The sequence below is a fragment of the Streptomyces sp. NPDC040718 genome (assembly GCF_055593565.1).
Map to the genome: position 1 here is coordinate 31,708 of NZ_JBVIXO010000011.1, position 14,109 is coordinate 45,816.

11 protein-coding genes are annotated in these 14,109 nt (G+C 71.3%); 4 read left to right on the top strand and 7 right to left on the bottom strand.

What is annotated here, in order from left to right; all coding sequences use genetic code 11:
• Positions 1–3: 3 nt before the first annotated feature.
• From ACZ597_RS25210 to ACZ597_RS25220, 3 genes are all read right to left on the bottom strand, one after another.
• On the bottom strand, positions 4–1,527 hold the full coding sequence (locus tag ACZ597_RS25210) for a glycosyltransferase family 39 protein (protein ID WP_471334187.1): 1,524 nt from the start codon (positions 1,525–1,527) through the stop codon (positions 4–6).
• A gap of 138 nt (positions 1,528–1,665) precedes the next feature.
• Positions 1,666–2,835: an acyltransferase family protein gene (locus ACZ597_RS25215; RefSeq protein ID WP_471334190.1), complete on the bottom strand. Its 1,170-nt coding sequence runs from the start codon at positions 2,833–2,835 to the stop codon at positions 1,666–1,668.
• A 130-nt stretch (positions 2,836–2,965) separates the two neighbouring features.
• Positions 2,966–3,502: an acyl-CoA thioesterase gene (locus tag ACZ597_RS25220; protein WP_471334193.1), complete on the bottom strand. Its 537-nt coding sequence runs from the start codon at positions 3,500–3,502 to the stop codon at positions 2,966–2,968.
• Positions 3,503–3,608: 106 nt separating this feature from the next.
• Here ACZ597_RS25220 and ACZ597_RS25225 point away from each other — a divergent pair, with 106 nt between their 5' ends.
• Entirely contained in the window at positions 3,609–4,934 is a 1,326-nt protein-coding gene (locus ACZ597_RS25225; protein WP_471334196.1) for an LCP family protein, read from the top strand.
• 200 nt (positions 4,935–5,134) lie between these two features.
• Complete coding sequence (locus ACZ597_RS25230) at positions 5,135–6,277, top strand: acyltransferase family protein (RefSeq protein WP_471334201.1); 1,143 nt, start codon at positions 5,135–5,137, stop codon at positions 6,275–6,277.
• A 55-nt stretch (positions 6,278–6,332) separates the two neighbouring features.
• Here the strand turns inward: ACZ597_RS25230 and ACZ597_RS25235 are convergent, their stop codons facing one another.
• The 3 genes from ACZ597_RS25235 to ACZ597_RS25245 all read right to left on the bottom strand — a co-directional run bounded on the left by ACZ597_RS25235 (position 6,333) and on the right by ACZ597_RS25245 (position 9,826).
• The gene (locus ACZ597_RS25235; RefSeq protein WP_471334680.1) at positions 6,333–7,145 is read right to left on the bottom strand and encodes a polyprenol monophosphomannose synthase; all 813 of its coding nucleotides are present in this window, start codon (positions 7,143–7,145) and stop codon (positions 6,333–6,335) included.
• A 23-nt stretch (positions 7,146–7,168) separates the two neighbouring features.
• Positions 7,169–8,251 carry a mannose-1-phosphate guanylyltransferase gene (manB, locus tag ACZ597_RS25240; protein WP_471334205.1) on the bottom strand — a complete coding sequence of 361 codons (1,083 nt, stop codon included), beginning with the start codon at positions 8,249–8,251 and terminating at the stop codon, positions 7,169–7,171.
• Between the two features lie 417 nt (positions 8,252–8,668).
• Entirely contained in the window at positions 8,669–9,826 is a 1,158-nt protein-coding gene (locus ACZ597_RS25245; protein ID WP_365146144.1) for an acyl-CoA dehydrogenase family protein, read from the bottom strand.
• 240 nt (positions 9,827–10,066) lie between these two features.
• Between ACZ597_RS25245 and ACZ597_RS25250 the strand changes: the two genes are divergently transcribed.
• Positions 10,067–11,410: a UDP-glucose dehydrogenase family protein gene (locus ACZ597_RS25250; RefSeq protein WP_471334215.1), complete on the top strand. Its 1,344-nt coding sequence runs from the start codon at positions 10,067–10,069 to the stop codon at positions 11,408–11,410.
• A 375-nt stretch (positions 11,411–11,785) separates the two neighbouring features.
• Positions 11,786–12,994, top strand: a complete 1,209-nt coding sequence (locus ACZ597_RS25255) for a glycosyltransferase 87 family protein (RefSeq protein WP_471334218.1) — start codon at positions 11,786–11,788, stop codon at positions 12,992–12,994.
• On the opposite strand, the gene ACZ597_RS25260 is transcribed toward ACZ597_RS25255, so the two are convergent.
• The gene (locus ACZ597_RS25260; RefSeq protein ID WP_471334221.1) at positions 12,991–14,058 is read right to left on the bottom strand and encodes a membrane dipeptidase; all 1,068 of its coding nucleotides are present in this window, start codon (positions 14,056–14,058) and stop codon (positions 12,991–12,993) included. The two genes, ACZ597_RS25255 and ACZ597_RS25260, sit on opposite strands and share 4 nt — an antisense overlap.
• Between the last annotated feature and the right edge of the window lie 51 nt (positions 14,059–14,109).

Genomic DNA, 14,109 nt, shown 5'->3' on the forward strand with positions numbered 1-14,109 from the left:
ACCCTAGGCGGCGCGCTCCAGCAGGGTGACGCTCAGGCCGCGCACCGTCTCGGTCTCGACCACCCGGTAGAGGCTGCGCAGCGCGTCCGCCTGTTCCTTCGGGAGCTTGTGGAACGGGTCCTTCGTGCCGCTCCAGGTGACCACCCACAGCCGCGGGGTGGCGCGCAGGCACTGCACGGGCCGGTCGCACTCCTTCGGGAACAGGTCGTCGCTGTCCAGCGCCGAGCGCTCCGCGAAGACGTCCCTGAGCTGGACGCGGTCCGGCAGGTAGTACTCCACCTGGAAGTCGATCATGAACACCCGGTCGGCGCCGCGTACGGGCACGAACCCGTCGCCGGGCCGGTAGCCCTTGGTGATGAGCTGCGCCGCGGCCTGGCCGTCGAGGCCGACCCTGGACCACTCGGTACGCATCTGCCGCTGGTCGGGAAGGCCGAGGAGGATCAGCGCGGCCAGCACGAACGCCCCGGCCCGCAGCGGCCGCAGCGCCGCGAGGGCGGCGGCCGCGAGCACCGCCCAGGCGGGCAGGGTGAAGAGCAGGTAGCGGTCCATGAAGTACGAGGTGCTGCCCTGCGAGACCACCCAGGCGGCGGCGATCGGGGCCGCGCCGGCCAGCAGCAGCTCGACGGCGGGCCGCCGGCCCCGGCTCCAGGCGAGCGGGAGCAGCACCAGCGCGGCGAGGGCGAGGCCGATGGTCGGGGAGCCGAAGAGGTTGTTCCACAGGTCGGCGACGCTCCGCAGGTGCGGGGTCTTGATCCAGCTGATCTGGCGGCCGACCTGGCTCTGGCCCAGCAGCACCAGCGGGACGACGGGGAGCAGGGCGACGGCCACGGTCGCCGCGAAGGCGACGACGGTGCGCCCGCGCCGGTCGCGCCACCAGCGCAGCAGCACGATCAGGCCGTGCGGCAGCAGGAAGAGCAGCGACACGACGTGGAACAGCCCGGCGGCCGCCACGGCGAGGGCGTACGGGGCCCAGCGCCGCAGGACCGGCCGCTCCAGCGCCCGCAGCAGCAGCCAGGTCGCGGCGCTGACCGCGAGCACGACGAAGGCGTACGACCGCGCCTCCTGGCCGTACCGGGACACGGCGGGCACGAAGGCGAAGAGCAGCCCGGTGAAGACGGCCGTCCGGCGGTCGAAGAGCGTACGGGCCGTCAGGACGGCGAAGGCGGCGGCGCCGGCCATGGCGAGCGCCGACGGGAGCCGGAGCATGGCGGTGGAGTCCCCGAAGACGGAGATCCAGAAGTGCAGCAGGAGGTAGTAGAGGCCGGAGACGGCGTCGACGTGGCCCAGCATGTCGATCAGCTCGCCGGCGCTGCGCGAGGCGGCGTTCCAGCTGGCGAGCTCGTCCCGCCAGGGCTGCGCGCGGCCGATGCCGACGGCGGCGACGGCGAGGGTCAGCAGGGCGGCCCACAGCCAGTCGTAGCGGGCCGACCGGGTGGCCCGCGAGGCGTCCCGGGAGCCCGTTCCCCCGTCCGGGACGTGCCGGCCGGGGCCTGCCTCGGCCGCGGTCGCCGTACTGCTGCTGGTCATCTGGTCGTACCTTCCGGATCCGTCGGATCGGCTGTGGGGGTGGCCTCGGCGCGGGGCGTCCCGGACCTCGCTCGACGTCACAGGGTAAGTCGCGGCCCGGGGCCCCATCCAATTCCGCCGGACACCCGGCGGGCGCTCCTAGCGGGAGACGACCGCCGGGTCCTTCTTCGGAAGCGAGAAGCTCGCGCTCTCCAGCATCCGCTTGAGCCACGCCGAACCGGGGCGCTCGATGAAGCGGTGGACCAGCCAGGAGAGCAGCAGGATCGCCGCCAGGCACATCGCGAGCAGGGGGTACGGAGCGAGCCCGTGGTCGCGGCCCCAGCGGATCAGCGCCCAGCCGATCTCCTGGTGCAGCAGGTAGACGGGGTAGGTGAGGGCGCCGGCGACGGTCAGCCACTTCCACTGGATCCTGTTGAAGGCGCCCGTGGCGGCGGCCAGCATCACCAGGAAGAAAACGGCGGTGATGGCCGCGGCGATCGGCCACGACAGGTCGTAGCCCACTTCGTGCCGGTAGGCCCCCACGGTGACGTGCAGCCGGTTCTGCGCGATGAGCCAGGAGAAGGCGACGACCGCGATCAGCATCGGGTTCACACCGAAGCGGTAGATCAGGTACATGGCCACGCCCGCGATGAAGTACGGGGCGTCGTTCGGCAGGAACAGCAGGTCCAACAGGCCGATCTGCGTGTACGGGGTGATCACGGCCAGGATCGTCCAGATCCCGCAGAACGCCAGGACTCGCCGGTAGGTGAGCCCCATGACGGCGACGACGGCGAAGAGCAGGTAGAACCGGAGCTCGACCCAGAGGGTCCAGTAGACGCCGTCCGCGTCGGGCACCCACAGGGGCTTCTGCAGCATCGTGAGGTTGGCCAGCAGGTCGCTGAAGCCCAGGGGCTTGCGGCTCGCCCGGACCGTGGCGGCGAAGTTCACCACGAGGGCGGTGGCGATGACGCCGAACCAGTAGCCGGGGTAGAGCCGGACCACGCGGGATATGAAGTAGTCCCGGGGAGAACGGCCCCAGCACGACATGCAGATGACGAAGCCGCTGATCAGGAAGAAGAGCTGGACCCCCATCCAGCCGTACGCGGTGATGCCGTTAACGGTGGGCATCATCGCCTTGGGCTTCTGGCCCCACACTTCCGGGTGGAGGTTGACGCCGGTCCAGTGGAAGGCGACCACGGACAGCGCGGCCATGAGGCGCAGCGCGTCCAGGACGTAGAGGCGCGGGCGGCGCGCACGTCCGCTGTCCCGCTGCTCCTGCTGGGGCGGTATGGCGTCGAGCAGTACGGGTACTTGTGTGGCAGGCGTCATCAGGGGAACAGCTCCACGAAGTGTCCGGCTTGGAATCGACGCCCCCCCGGCCGTCGCCCGACACTCTAAACGCAGCCCGGGCACCGACGCCGCCCAATGGCGGTTCAGTGGCCGACTCCACACCCGGAACTCAGTCGTCGAGGCCCTCGGCGGCCCGCCGCTGACGCAGCTCGGTGATCGCCTGCCGGCGGGCGAGCCGGTGGGTGCGGCGGATCTGGGCCTCCTGGTAGCGGCGCTCGTCCTGCTCGGTCTCCGGGATCACGGGCGGGACCTGGCGGGGCTTGCCGTCGGAGTCCACCGCCGTGAAGACGAGGTAGGCGCTGCCGACCTGGGTGGCGGGGGTGGACTCGTTCCACCGCTCCGCGAGGACGCGTACGCCGATCTCCATCGAGGAGCGGCCGGTCCAGTTGACCTGCGCCCGGACGTGGACCAGGTCGCCGACGCGGACGGGGGCGAGGAAGGCCATCTCGTCCATGGAGGCGGTGACGGCGGGCCCGCCGGAGTGGCGTCCGGCCACGGCGCCGGCCGCGTCGTCCACCAGCTTCATGATCACGCCGCCGTGCACGGTGCCGAGCAGGTTGGTGTCGTTGGCCGTCATGATGTGGCTGAGGGTGGTCCGGGACGCCGAGATCGGCTTGCCCTCGGGTGCGTCCGGTATCTGTGTCATACAGCCACCTTAAGTGCCCCCCGTAGGCATCAGGTGTGCAACAGGCGCGGTACGAAGCATGGACCGGGGTGTCGGGCGGTGCTCCCGGGCGGGCATCCTTGTCCGCATGAGTGACTGGGACGGGTACGGCGAGCGCGACGCGCGGGGCCGCCGCGATGACGGGTACGGGCGCGGCAGCGGGCAGGCGCAGCCGGACGGGGCGCAGCGGATGCGCCACGTCCAGCGGCAGCCCCAGCAGCGGCAGCCGCAGCGCCCGGCGCGTCCGCCGGTTCCGCCGCAGTCCCCGCCGCCGGGCGGCCGCCCGGGGTACGGGGTGCCGCCGCAGCAGACACAGGGGCCCGACGCCGCGTTCGACAGCGGCTACAACACCGGTCAGGTCTACGGCCGCCCCGCGGGCCCCGGCGGCCCGGGGCAGCGTCCGCCGGGCGGGCCCGGCCGTCCGCAGGGGCCGGCCCCGGACTGGCGCAAGCGGATCAAGATCGGTTCGATCGCGGTGGTCTCCGTGCTCCTCGTGACCGGCATCGGCACCTACTTCTGGGCGGACTCCCAGGTGCGCCGCGAGGTCGACCTGTCGAAGGTCATCGAGCGCCCGAAGGAGGGCGACTGCACCACGTACCTCATCGTGGGCTCCGACAGCCGCGAGGGGATGTCCGACGAGGAGAAGAAGAAGCTCCACACGGGCTCCGCCGAGGGCAAGCGCACCGACTCGATGATGATCCTGGCGAAGTGCTCCAGCGGGAACACGATGATCTCGCTGCCGCGCGACTCGGACGTGGAGATCCCCTCCTTCGTCGGCTCCCAGTCGGGCAAGAAGTTCCCCTCGCAGGGCCGCCGGGTCAAGCTGAACGCCGCGTACGCGGAGGACGGGCCGGAGCTGCTGGTGCGGACGGTGGAGTTCAACACCGGCCTGCGCATCGACCACTACGCCGAGATCGGCTTCGCCGGCTTCGCGAACATCGTGGACGCGCTCGGCGGGGTGGAACTGGACATCGAGCAGGCCTTCAAGGACGAGAAGTCGGGCGCCGACTTCAAGGCGGGCAAGCAGACCCTCAACGGCGAGCAGTCGCTGGCGTTCGTCCGCACCCGGTACGCCTTCGCCGAGTCGGACCTCCAGCGGACGAAGAACCAGCAGAAGTTCCTCTCCGCGCTCGCGAGCCAGGCGGCGACCCCGGGCACGGTCCTCAACCCCTTCTCCCTCTACCCGGTCATGGGCGCCGGCCTGGACACGCTGATCGTGGACAAGGACATGGGGCTGTGGGACATGGGACAGATGTTCTTCGCGATGAAGGGCATCAGCGGCGGTGACGGCGTGTCGATGAACATGCCGATCTCCGGTCAGCGCGGCGGCAACCTCGTCTGGGACAAGGCGAAGGTGCAGCAGCTGGTCAAGGAGATCCAGAACGACCAGAAGGTGACCGTCAAGGGGCAGTGACCGGCCGGTGGCCGGACAGTGGTCCGGCCGCCGAACGGGTGAGGGGCCGGTGTTCGCTCGATCACGGCCTGTGGACAGCCCGCCGGTTTTCTCGTAAGACTGTTGCGGCCCAGACGCCCGGGGGGAAGGCGCGATTGGGCCCGTGAACCGGCGCGGCCGTAAGAAATTCGGGCACGCGTCCGCCTGCCCGTGGAGCCTCCATGTCCCTGCATCCGTCCCCGCGCGTCCTCGAAGACCGACGGGAGGACGGCGACCGCCCCCTTGTGCCGTCCTTCCGGCCGGGGCAGGGGACCCCGCCGGCCGCGCGGCCGCCCCGGCTTCGCGTACTGGACGGGCTGCGGATCCTCGCGGCGGTGCTGGTGCTGGTGCACCACTACACCCGTCAGGAGGTGTGGGGGCGGGACGCCTTCGGCTGGCTGACGATGGTCGGCCGGTACAGCTGGATGGGCGTCGAGCTGTTCTTCATGATCAGCGGCTTCGTCATCTGCATGTCGGCCTGGGGTCGGCCGCTCGGCGGCTACCTGCGCAGCCGGGTCATCCGGCTGGGGCCCGCGTACTGGTTCTGCGTACTGGTCACCATGGGGGTGATGCTGGCCGTCCAGAAGCCCTTCGGCGGGGCCGGGCCGGGGCTGAGCCAGGTGCTCACCAACCTGACGATGGTGCAGACCCCGCTGGGCAGCTCGCCGATGGACGCCTCGTACTGGACGCTGTGGTCCGAGGTCCGCTTCTACCTGATCTTCGCCGTGGTCGCGTGGACGGGCCTGACGTACCGCAGGGTGCTGAACTTCTGCTGGATCTGGACGGTGGCCTCGCTGCTGGCGCCCGGTTCCGGGCTGCCGGTGCTCCAGGTGCTGGCGAACCCGAACTACTCGCCGCTGTTCATCTCGGGCATCTGCTTCTACCTGATCCGCCGTGAGGGGGCGCGCGCCGGCGAGCCGTGGGCGCTGCTGGTGTTCTCCTGGCTGCTGATGCAGCGCTGGCTGAACGACATCGTCCAGTGGAACACCGTCAAGGGCGACCGGCTGTCCTGGGAGATGTGCCTGCTCGTCGTGACCCTGTGCTACCTGGTGATGGCCGCCGTGGCGCTGGGATGGCTCGACCGGGTCGACTGGCGCTGGCTGTCGGTCGCGGGGGCCATGTCGTACCCGCTGTACCTGCTGCACCAGCAGATCGGGGTGACCCTGCTCAGGCAGTGGCACCGGGACGTCGAGCCGTGGACGCTGCTGCTGTCGTCGATGGCCGTGATGCTGCTGGCGTCCTGGCTGATCCAGCGGTTCGTGGAGCGGCCCGCGGCGGGCCGGCTCAAGCGCTTCCTGGAGCGCGGGCCGGCCGCGCGGGGCTGAGTACGCGGGAAGGGGCACCCCCGAGGGGGTGCCCCTTCCGTACGACCGGGTGCGGCTACTTCTTCTTGCCGGCGGCCGCGCGGAGCTTCCACGGCATGGCGATGGACTCCAGCTGGACGGCCAGGTTCATCTTGGACTCGCCGACGGTGCGGTCCTCGAAGTGGATCGGGACCTCCATCACCTGGAAGCCGCGGCGCAGGGCCTTGAACTTCATCTCCACCTGGAAGCTGTAGCCGGCGCTGCCGATCGACGCGAGGTCGATCGCCTTGAGCGCGTCGGCGCTCCACAGGTTGAAGCCGCCGGTGATGTCGCGGACGCGGGTGCCCAGGATGGTGCTCGCGTACGCGTTGGCCCAGCGGGAGAGCAGCTTGCGGTGCGCGCCCCAGGCGTCGGAGAGGGTCCCGCCCGGCACGTAGCGGGAGCCGACGACGAGACCGGCGCCGGTGGAGCGGGCGACGCCCAGCATCTCGGCGATCTTGCCGGCCGGGTGGGATCCGTCGGCGTCCATCTGGAGCACGTACTCGGCGCCGTCCTCGACGGCCTTGGCCATGCCGGCCGCGTAGGCGCGGCCGAGGCCGTCCTTGGCGGTGCGGTGCAGGACGGACATGCGGGGCTTGCCGTCCTCGGTGAGGAAGCCCTCGGCGAGCTCGTCGGCGATCTTGCCGGTGCCGTCGGGCGAGGAGTCGTCGACGACCAGCAGGCGCAGGCCCGGCTGGTCGAGACCCATGAGCAGCTCCACCATGCCCGGAAGGTTGCCCGCCTCGTTGTAGGTGGGCATGACCACGGTGAGCGGCGTGTCCGCCCAGGTGTCGGGGAGCTTCGTGGTTGCGACGTCGGTCGCGCGGGGAGTCTGCTGCTCGCCTATCACAGGTTGTGCCTCACTGAAGTTGGTCACCGGTCGGAGGAGAAGCGGACGGAGGCGTCGGGCAGTTCGGCCTCGCACCACACCCGCACCCCTGCGCGAAGTTCGTTGTCAGCCCCCACGACGGCACCGTCGCCGATGACCGCGCCCGTCACCACCGTGCGCGTACCCACCGAGGCGCCTGCGCCGATGAGGCTGGCGCTCACCACCGTGTCCGCGCCGAGGATCGCGCCGTCCAGCACGATGGAGCCCTGGACGACAGCACCCGATTCGATCCGGGCGCCGGCACCCACAACGGTACCGCCCGAGAGCTTGGCGCCCTCCGCCACCTCGGCGCCGGGGAGCACGAGGGCCTCGCCGCGCGGGCCGGGCACGGCCGGGGAGGCGACGACGCCGCGCACCAGGTCGGCGGAGGCCTGGACGAAGGACTCGGGCTTGCCGAGGTCGAGCCAGTAGGTGTCCTCGGTGACGCCGTGGAGCTTGGCACCGGAGGCGAGCAGGCCCGGGAAGGTCTCGCGCTCGACGGATACCGCGCGGCCGGCCGGGATGGAGTCGATCACGCTGCGGCGGAAGACGTAGCAGCCGGCGTTGATCTGGTCGGTGATGATCTCCTCGGGGGTCTCCGGCTTCTCGGTGAAGGCCAGCACCCGCCCCTCGGAGTCGGTGGGGACCAGGCCGAAGGCACGCGGGTCCTCGACGCGCACGAGGTGCAGGGAGACGTCGGCGTCGGCCGCCTGGTGCGACTCGACCAGGCCGGCGATGTCGAGACCGGTGAGGATGTCGCCGTTGAACACGAGGACCGGGGAGTCCGGGCCGCCCGTCAGGCGCTCGGCGGCGTTGCGGATGGCGCCGCCCGTGCCCAGCGGCTCGTCCTCGACGACGTATTCGAGGGTGATGCCGAAGTCGGAACCGTCGCCGAAGTAGGGCTCGAAGACCTCGGCGAGGTAGCAGGTGGCCATCACGATGTGCGTGACACCGGCGGCGGCGGCCCTGGCTATCTGGTGGGCGAGGAACGGGACGCCCGCTGCCGGAACCATCGGCTTGGGGGTGTTCACCGTCACGGGGCGCAGTCGCGTCCCCTGCCCGCCGACCAGCAGGATCGCTTCCGTCATTTTGTTCTCTCCCCAACCGGTTCGGGCGTACGAAGCTTCAAAGTTAGCCCATCCCGGGCGGTGCAAAGCCCGGAGGCGGGCCGGGCGGGCCGCGTCCGGCAACGTTCCGGTTACGGCGGCTTCCTCACTCTGCGCATGCGCGGGGGCCCGTCCGTCCCCTCTATATGTACGGCTCGCGGGCCGCGTGGCCGAAGAGGCGCTGCTCAGCGGCGAAACCCCGCCCGCGACATCCGGCCGCGCGCCGCGGGCCGCACGGCCCGTCGGGGCGCCTCCCCCGCGAGGGGGGCACGGCGGCCCGCCGGGGGCTCGTGCTCGCGGGCCGGCCGCCCGCTGGATCGGAATCGTTACAAAGGAGGGCGCACGGAAAGGCCCCCGGCGGATGCGGGGGCCTTTCACACGCGTACGGGCCGGGCTGCGCTACGGCAGGTTGCGGGCCATGACGATCCGCTGGACCTGGTTCGTGCCTTCGTAAATCTGCGTGATCTTGGCGTCGCGCATCATGCGCTCGACCGGGTAGTCACGGGTGTAGCCGTAGCCGCCGAGGAGCTGGACGGCGTCCGTGGTGACCTCCATGGCCACGTCGGAGGCGAAGCACTTGGCGGCGGCGCCGAAGAACGTCAGGTCGGAGTCGACGCGCTCCGACTTGGCGGCGGCCGCGTAGGTCAGCTGGCGGGCGGCCTCGATCTTCATGGCCATGTCCGCGAGCATGAACTGGACGCCCTGGAAGTCGCCGATCGGCTTGCCGAACTGCTTGCGCTCCTGGACGTAGCCCTTGGCGTAGTCCAGGGCGCCCTGGGCGATGCCGAGCGCCTGGGCGGCGATGGTGATGCGGGTGTGGTCGAGGGTCTTCATCGCGGTGGCGAAGCCGGTGCCCTCGGCGCCGATCATGCGGTCGGCGGGGATGCGGACGTTGTCGAGGTAGACCTCGCGCGTCGGGGAGCCCTTGATGCCGAGCTTCTTCTCCGGGGCGCCGAAGGAGACGCCCTCGTCGGACTTCTCGACGACGAAGGCCGAGATGCCCTTGGAGCGCTTCTCCGGGTCGGTGACGGCCATGACCGTGTAGTAGTCGGAGACGCCCGCGTTGGTGATCCAGCGCTTGACGCCGTTGAGCACCCAGAAGTCGCCGTCGCGGACCGCGCGGGTCTTCATCCCGGCCGCGTCGGAGCCCGCGTCGGGCTCGGAGAGGCAGTAGGAGAACATGCCGTCGCCCTTGGCCAGCGGGCCGAGGTACTTGGCCTTGAGCTCCTCGGAACCGGAGAGGATCACCGGGAGCGAGCCGAGCTTGTTCACGGCCGGGATGAGGGAGGAGGAGGCGCAGACGCGGGCCACCTCCTCGATCACGATCACGGTGGCGAGGGCGTCGGCGCCGGCGCCGCCGTAGGTCTCGGGCACGTGGACGGCGTGCAGGTCGTTGGCGACCAGGGCGTCGAGGGCCTCCTGCGGGAATCGGGCCTCCTCGTCGACCGCGGCCGCGAACGGGAGGATCTTCGCCTCGCAGAGCGCGCGGACGGACTCTCGGAGCATGTCGTGCTCCTCGGCCGGGCGGTACAGGTCGAAGTCGGCAGAACCCGCCAAGATCTCTCACTCCCCAAGGTCACGCGCCGTGGGGCGCCGACAGCCGTGTGTGGCTGGCGCACGCGCGGCGCGGGATGCTAACTACCGTTAAGTAACCCAAATTCTAGTTCCCGGCGTCCGTACAGCGATATGTGGCACGTACGTGAGCTGCGTGACAGCCGGATGCTCCTGGGAACGTCCCCCCGGACCCGCCCGACTATGCTCGGGGGCCGCAAACGGCCCCGCACCTCTGGAGCATCCATGGCCCCCCTCAAGATCACCGTGATCGGTACCGGCTACCTGGGCGCCACCCACGCCGCGGCCATGGCGGAACTCGGCTTCGAGGTGCTGGGCCTGGACGTGGTCCCGGAGAAGATCGCGATGCTGGAGGCCGGCCGGGCCCCGATGTACGAGCCGGGCCTGGAGGAACTGCTCGCCCGGCACGTGGCGGGGCTGCCGGGATCCACCGGGCGGCTGCGGTTCACGCAGTCGTGGGAGGAGCTCGGCGAGTTCGGCGACGTCCACTTCGTGTGCGTGAACACCCCGCAGAAGCACGGCGAGTACGCCTGCGACATGTCGTACGTGGACGCGGCCTTCGAGTCGCTGGCCCCGCACCTGACCCGGCCCGTGCTGGTGGTCGGCAAGTCGACGGTGCCGGTGGGCTCCGCGGCGCGGCTCGCCGCGAAGCTGACGGAGCTGGCCCCGGCGGGCGCGGACGTGGAGCTGGCGTGGAACCCGGAGTTCCTGCGCGAGGGCTTCGCCGTGCAGGACACCCTGCACCCCGACCGGATCGTCATCGGCGTCCGGGGGGAGCGCGGTGAGAAGGTGCTGCGCGAGGTGTACGAGACCCCGATGTCCGAGGGCAGCCCGCTGGTGGTCACCGACTTCCCGACCTCCGAGCTGGTCAAGACGGCGGCCAACTCCTTCCTGGCGACCAAGATCTCCTTCATCAACGCGATGGCGGAGGTGTGCGAGGCCGCGGGCGGCGACGTGGTCAAGCTGGCCGAGGCCATCGGCCACGACGAGCGGATCGGCTCGAAGTTCCTGCGGGCCGGGATCGGCTTCGGCGGCGGCTGCCTGCCGAAGGACATCCGCGCCTTCATGGCCCGCGCCGGCGAGCTGGGCGCCGACCAGGCGCTGACCTTCCTGCGCGAGGTCGACTCCATCAACATGCGCCGCCGCGGCCACATGGTCGAGCTGGCCCGCGAGGCCGTCGGCGGCTCCTTCCTCGGCAAGCGGGTCGCCGTCCTCGGCGCCACCTTCAAGCCCGACTCCGACGACGTCCGCGACTCCCCCGCGCTCAACGTCGCCGGGCAGATCCACCTCCAGGGCGGCCAGGTCACCGTCTACGACCCCAAGGGCATGGACAACGCCCGGCGCGTCTTCCCCACCCTCGGCTACGCGGACTCCGCGCTCGCGGCGGCCCGCGGCGCCGAGGTCGTCCTGCACCTCACCGAGTGGCGCGAGTTCCGCGACCTCGACCCGGCCGAGCTCGGCTCGGTCGTCACCGACCGCCTCGTCCTGGACGGGCGGAACGCCCTGGACCCCGCGCGCTGGCGCGCGGCCGGCTGGACGTACCGGGCCATGGGACGGCCGCAGGCGTAACCCCGAGCCCCACCTCACCGGGCGGAGTCCGGTGCAGCGGTCCGAAGCCCGCGAGGCGCCCCGGCGCCGAGCGGTGCGAGGACCGCGTCAAGAAGGGGACGGGCGGAACGCCCTGGACCCGGCGCGCTGGCGCGCGGCCGGCTGGACGTACCGGGCCATGGGACGGCCGCAGGCGTAAGCGATGAGAGGGGCCTGCGGGTTGGGCAGGGCGTTCATCCTTACCCAGTTTTGAAGGATCTCAGTCAAAAAAGTGGAATAAATGACTGGGTAGACTCTGCGCCGATGACCACGACCAGCAGCCCCCCAGCCAACCCGACCGCATCCGCGACGGCGGCACCCGCCACGCGTGGCCGGCGGGCATCCTTCGAAGCCGCCATGCGAGGACGCGGCGCCCTGCTCGGCATCGCCGGGTTCTGGCTGGCCAGCCGGGCCGCGATGCTCTGGATGCTCGTCAACGACTTCTTCAGCTCGAACGTCGTACGCGTGGAGGTCACCGCGACCTACCACAACTGGTACAACGTCCTCGTCACGTGGACGCTGCCGCAGAACGACATCATGTGGCAGTACCCCCCGGCCGCCGCGGCGATCTTCCTCTCGCCCGACCTGCTGCCTTTCCTCACCTACTTCCAGGCCTTCGTGGCCCTGACGGTGCTGTGCGACGGCGTGGTCCTGCTCGGCCTCGTCCGGGCGGCGCGCAGGAGCGACGGCAGCATGGCCGGTGCCCTGGTGTGGCTGGTGACGCTGCCGATGATGATGGCGACCCCGTTCGCCCGCTACGACATCCAGGTCACCCTGCTCGCGGTCTTCGCCCTGCTCGCCCTGCGCAACCGCCCCAAGGTCGGCGGGGTCATCGCCGGCATCGGCGCGATGGTCAAGGTGTGGCCGCTGCTCACCCTGCTCGGCACCCCGCGCGGCAAGTCGACGCGGGACGCCTTCGTCGCGGCCGCGCTGTCCTGCGCCGCGCTGCTCGCCGTCTTCGCGGTGCTGTTCCGCGACACGCTCGGCTTCCTCGGCAACCAGGGCGACCGCGGCGTTCAGGTCGAGTCCCTCGGCGGCTCCGCGCTGATGGCGGCCCGCCTCCTGGACCTGTGGCCCGGGAAGATCAACTTCCAGTACGGCGCCTTCGAGTACGTCGGCCCGTACGTGTCGAGCATCGCGCGGGCCTCGCTCGGCCTGACCGTGGCCGGCTTCCTGCTGCTCCTGCTGTGGCGCGTCAGGGCCAACCGCTGGTCGAGCGCGACGCCTTTCGACGCCGCGCTCTGCGCGATCATGGTCTTCACGGTCACCAGCCGCGTCATCAGCCCGCAGTACATGATCTGGCTGCTCGGTCTCGCCGCCGTATGCCTGACCTCCAGGAACACCACCCAGCGTCCGATCGCCTGGCTGCTCATCGCCGCCAACGCGCTGACCACGCTGATCTTCCCGGTCTGGTACGGCTCGGACATCCTCACCAACAGCACGCTCGGCACGATCCTGCTGTGCGCGCGCAACGGCCTCCTGCTCTACGCCACGGTGTGGTCCGGCATCCGGCTGTGGAAGGCCACCGTCCTGCCGAAGCGGGCACTGGCCACGGCCTCCCTCTAGGGCGCTCTGCGGTGCTGGGCGGCGCGGGCCGTGAACTCCGCGTCGCGCAGCACCCGCTGGGCGTTGCCCCAGGTCAGCAGGGCCACGTCGGATTCCGGCCAGCCGCGTTCCAGCAGTTCCGCGATCAGGTGCGGGTAGCCCGACGGGTCCGTCAGGCCGGTCGGGCGGGGGCCGCCCCGTTCGGCGCCGAAGGCCGCGCCGAGTCCGACGCCCTCCGGGCCCGCGATGGCCCGTACGTGGTCCAGGTGGTCGGCCACCGCGTGCAGGGAGTCCCCGGTCCGCGCGGTGTCGAAGGTGACCATCGCCAGTCCGTTCGCCGCCCGCAGCGCGAGCAGCACCTCGTCCGTGACGTTGCCCGGATGCGGGGTGAGGGCGGCGGCCCCCGTGTTCGAGATGATCACCGGCGCCTTGGACGCCGCCGCGAGCTGGCAGGCCGCGGCCGACGGGCAGCCCGTCAGGTCCAGCAGCATCGCCAGCCGGTTCACCTCCTTGACCACCTCGTGGCCGAAGGCCGTCAGGCCCTCCTCGGCCCAGGGGGCGCCCGCGGGGGCGAGGATGCGGACGCCCAGCGCGTGGAAGGCCCGCAGCGCGCCGAGGGAGTCGGTGAGCGTACTGCCGGGAACGGGGCCCAGGAACGAGGCGATCCGGCCCCGGTTGCGGGCGTCGACCATGTCGTCGGCGCTCAGCGCGAGGCACAGGCTGTCGGCATAGCGGCGCAGCAGGGACCGCGCCACGTCGATCTGTTCGAGGGTGTCGGACACCACCTGGTCGGCGGCGGCGTCCGCGCGCGGACGGCCCGAGGGCACGAGCAGCGTCCAGAACTGGGCGCCCACCCCTCCGGCGCGCAGCCGGGGGATGTCGGTGTCGACGCCGGTGTCCGGGGTGTCGATGTCGTGGTACGGGCTCTGGCGCAGGGTCCAGACGAGGGTGTTGCACCCGTCCGCGACGGGGTGGACGGCGAGCAGCGATGCCGCGCGGTCCAGGGCGCCGCCCGCGATGGCGGGGGCGGGGACGTCTTCGGCTCCGACGCCCACGGAGTGGGGTTCATCCTGCAGGTCGGCCATGGCAGTGGCTCCGGTCTCGGCGGCAGCAGGGAGAGAAGATGGTGCCACCGT

Excerpts from the sequence above, each read along its gene's own strand:
- ACZ597_RS25230 (WP_471334201.1), top strand. The coding sequence starts at position 5,135 with ATGTCCCTGCATCCGTCCCCGCGCGTCCTCGAAGACCGACGGGAGGAC.
- ACZ597_RS25225 (WP_471334196.1), top strand. The coding sequence starts at position 3,609 with ATGAGTGACTGGGACGGGTACGGCGAGCGCGACGCGCGGGGCCGCCGC.
- ACZ597_RS25250 (WP_471334215.1), top strand. The coding sequence starts at position 10,067 with ATGGCCCCCCTCAAGATCACCGTGATCGGTACCGGCTACCTGGGCGCC.
- ACZ597_RS25260 (WP_471334221.1), bottom strand. The coding sequence starts at position 14,058 with ATGGCCGACCTGCAGGATGAACCCCACTCCGTGGGCGTCGGAGCCGAA.
- ACZ597_RS25215 (WP_471334190.1), bottom strand. The coding sequence starts at position 2,835 with ATGACGCCTGCCACACAAGTACCCGTACTGCTCGACGCCATACCGCCC.
- ACZ597_RS25255 (WP_471334218.1), top strand. The coding sequence starts at position 11,786 with ATGCGAGGACGCGGCGCCCTGCTCGGCATCGCCGGGTTCTGGCTGGCC.
- ACZ597_RS25210 (WP_471334187.1), bottom strand. The coding sequence starts at position 1,527 with ATGACCAGCAGCAGTACGGCGACCGCGGCCGAGGCAGGCCCCGGCCGG.
- ACZ597_RS25220 (WP_471334193.1), bottom strand. The coding sequence starts at position 3,502 with ATGACACAGATACCGGACGCACCCGAGGGCAAGCCGATCTCGGCGTCC.
- manB (WP_471334205.1), bottom strand. The coding sequence starts at position 8,251 with ATGACGGAAGCGATCCTGCTGGTCGGCGGGCAGGGGACGCGACTGCGC.